Genomic DNA, 3,541 nt, shown 5'->3' on the forward strand with positions numbered 1-3,541 from the left:
ACAACCTCGCAATATTGTATAACTTGATGGGTAACTATACAGCGGCCGAACCCCTCTTCCGGCAGGCACTGGAGATCCGGAGAAAGAAGCTGGGCGAGGATCATCCTGACTATGCACGGAGTCTCAACAACCTCGCCGGGCTGTACCATTATTCGATGGGTAACTACGGAGCTGCTGAACTTCTCTACCGCCAAGCGATGGAGATCCGGAGAAAGAAGCTGGGCGAGGAACACCCTGACTACGCTACCAGCCTGAACAATCTTGCCGGGCTGTACGACTCGATGGGTAACTACTCGGCCGCTGAACCTCTCTACCATCAAGCGAAGGAGATCCGGAGAAAGAAGCTGGGTGAGGATCACCTTGACTATGCACGGAGTCTCAACAACCTCGCAATGCTGAATAACTCGATGGGTAACTACTCGGCCGCTGAACCGCTCCTCCGCCAGTCAATGGAGATCCGGAGAAAGAAGCTGGGCGAGGATCATCCTGACTATGCACGGAGTCTCAACAATCTCGCTGGGCTGTATAAATCGATGGGTAACTACTCGGCCGCTGAACCGCTCTATCGCCAGGCAATTGAGATCTGGCGGAAGACCCTAGGTGAAGAACACCCTAACTATGCAGCCAGCCTGAACAACCTTGCTATACTGCTTGTTGGACAAGGTAACCCAGATGAAGGTCTTACTCTCATGCAAGAAGCGACTCAGATAGAAAGAAAGATGATCCGGCAGATATTCTCCATCGGTTCAGAAAGCCAGCGGATGGAGTACCTCAAATCGATTCAGGCCACTCTTGATACCTATTTCTCCCTCGTACACCATTACTATGCAGCCGATGCACAGATCATGCAGGAAACGCTCGATCTTATCCTCACCCGGAAATCAATCGCCGCCGAGGCGTTAGTCGTCCAGCGGGATGCGATCTTGACAGGTAAATACCCTCATCTTAAAGAGCAACTTAGAGCAATCTATACAATCAGAATGCAGATCGCCCAGAAGACGTTCGTCGAGCCGGGAAAGGAAGGACTCGAAGAACACCGCAAGATCCTTTCGTCTTGGAATGCCGAGAGGGAACGACTTGAGGCTGACCTTGCTAGGCAGATTCCCGAGATTCGGCTGGAAGATCGGCTTCGGGATGTCGACCGAAATGTTGTTGCACAACATCTACCGATGGGATGTGCACTGGTGGAATTCGTCCGTTTCGACAAATTCGACTTTTCAGCGGTTCCTGCACGAGGAGAGCATCTGTGGAAACCTGCCCGGTACTGCGCCTTTGTCCTTCGCTCGGGTGAACCTGACGCAGTGGCGTTCGCGGATCTCGGCGAAGCGGAGCAGATTGAACAATTCATCACACTTTATCGGCAGCAGTTTACCGGTGATGAACGATCGCTGGATAGCGGGGAAGAAACCGAAGGTACCAGGAGGTCGGAGGACCGAAGCTTAGGACTCTTGTCCCGCTTCTTCTGGAAAAAACCCATTCCAAAAGCTGTGGAGAAATGGGATCTCGGTGAGAATGCCATCACCGCTGAGTATAGCGAGCGTGAGATTGGTCTTCTCCTGTATTCCAGCATAATTAAACCCATCCAAAAAGCACTTGCACATTGCGATCGCCTCATCCTTGCACCCGATGGAGAGCTCAGCACCATTCCATTCGAGGTGCTTCCGACAGAAGAGGGCGAGAGGCTGATCGACCACTACCACATCAGCTATGTAGGCGTCGGCAGGGATATTCTCCGATTTGGAGTGGAGACCTCCAATGATCTGCAACAGCCATTTGTCCTAGCTAATCCGGATTTCGATCTGACTTTGGATACATTCTCACCAATTTCGCAGAGCACACCGGTTGTCAGCAGGGCATCGCGCTATCTTGATCGAAGGTTACCTCACTTTTACCCTCTGCCGGGAACTGAGATTGAAGGTAGAAATATTGCTCAAATGCTCAAGGTCAGTCCTCTAATGGGGGGGAAGGCGCTTGAACAGACACTCAAAGCCGTCCAGTCACCCTCTATCCTCCATATCGCCACCCATGGATTCTTTCTCGAAAATAAGGAGGACGATCCAAACCAGGAACGCCGTGCCTTAGACGGAATCGGTGGCGCGGAAATGCCCCGCTTTTCCGCTCAAGAGCTTGAAAATCCGCTTCTCAGTTCTGGACTTGTTTTGGCCGGTGTAAATAACAGGGCAAAGCAAGGTAAACTGCCCCCTGAAGCGGAGGATGGAATCCTCACAGCCGAGGACGTGACCGGTCTCGATCTCACCGGCACCGAACTCGTCGTTCTCTCTGCTTGCAAGACTGGTATTGGAGAGGTGATGGTAGGCGAGGGTGTATTCGGGCTCCGACGGTCGTTCATGCTCGCCGGGGCAAAGACTCTTGTGATGAGTCTATGGAATGTACCTGATGAGGCAACTCAGGAACTGATGGAAGGTTTCTATGCAAGAATCCTTGCGGGCGTGCCACGGGCGGAGGCTCTCCGTGAAGCACAGCTTGAACTTCGGAAACGGTATCCTGATCCAATGGACTGGGGGGCGTTCATCTGCCAGGGTGATCCGGGGTGCTTGCAAGCGACATACAGGAATCCGGCTGAGATATAAAAAAGGCCCCATGGTGGACCGGAGAGCGGCGGAAGCCGTGACCGGGGCACGTCGGGCCGATGGTGACAAAAGAGAAAGAGGTCTGACTTCAGGAGTCGGGAGGTGCGTTGTTCTTGTTGCCGTTGTTGTCCTTCCATCCGGTCGTTTCCTTGCCTGCGATGGTGTCACGAGCGAAGTCGAACTTCTGGGCCTGGTCCGTTAGATCGATTGTAGCGTTTCTGCGGGCCCGGCGATCGAGAGCATCCATAACTGAGGGTAGAGCGGCAACGGTAAAACCGGCAAGAGAAACAATAACGACGGCAACGTAGGGGTCGATCTGCATAGCCTTTTCACCTCATAAGTATATTACTCTCAGTAATATATTAAAATATGTTTTATTCCTTAAAGTAATCCGGGGAGAATGGAATTGAAATCGGATCTCCCGGGTCCGGACCATGATTATTATAGTAAATCACTAAAGAATTTGACGGTTCCAATATTTGGAAACTGTCGAACAGGATTTCCTAACAAGAATTTAAAAAAATGGTCATGCTGGTTGCCGGCTTCTACAAGTTACGCGATCAAAGTTGCAAACTTTGTTAGGTTCATATGTATTCGAATCGGCGGCATGATGTACATTAGCGTTTATGAGATCAAATAATTTAAAAATGGGAAGATTTTCGATATCATCCAGAAAATCATTCGTTTGCTTTCTCTAACAATTCCTTCGCTTCATCAGGGGATATCCCCAGAGTCTCAGCAACGTTCTGCGGTATGATATCATTCCCTGCCTCTTTCCATAACAGGGAAAGATTCCGTAGGGCGATCTCCATCGGGTGAACATCCTTATATTCTTTGAATATCTCCAGCGCTTTCCTGTAATATTGTTCCGCCTGCTCCCACTGCCGCCGATCCCGTGCCAAGGTCCCCAACTGGCCGTAGGTCCCTGCCTGTTCGTAGAGCTCGTCGGA

3 protein-coding genes are annotated in these 3,541 nt (G+C 51.1%); 1 reads left to right on the forward strand and 2 read right to left on the reverse strand.

Annotation, left to right across the window (positions count from 1 at the left end; translation table 11 throughout):
- Positions 1-2,591, forward strand: a 2,591-nt coding sequence (locus tag METPAY_RS15110) for a CHAT domain-containing protein (RefSeq protein WP_048151177.1), incomplete at its 5' end; no start/stop codon positions are given.
- A gap of 88 nt (positions 2,592-2,679) precedes the next feature.
- Here METPAY_RS15110 and METPAY_RS08175 read toward each other — a convergent pair.
- Both METPAY_RS08175 and METPAY_RS15115 read right to left on the reverse strand, forming a co-directional pair.
- A complete protein-coding gene (locus METPAY_RS08175) occupies positions 2,680-2,913 on the reverse strand; it encodes a hypothetical protein (RefSeq protein ID WP_048151181.1) in 234 nt (77 codons plus the stop codon).
- Between the two features lie 355 nt (positions 2,914-3,268).
- Positions 3,269-3,541: tetratricopeptide repeat protein (locus tag METPAY_RS15115; RefSeq protein ID WP_048151183.1), on the reverse strand; the 273-nt coding region annotated here is incomplete at its 5' end.

The sequence above is a fragment of the Methanolacinia paynteri genome, assembly GCF_000784355.1.
Lineage (GTDB): Archaea > Halobacteriota > Methanomicrobia > Methanomicrobiales > Methanomicrobiaceae > Methanolacinia > Methanolacinia paynteri.

Coding starts and splice junctions, on each gene's coding strand:
- METPAY_RS08175 (WP_048151181.1), bottom strand. CDS start 2,913: ATGCAGATCGACCCCTACGTTGCCGTCGTTATTGTTTCTCTTGCCGGT.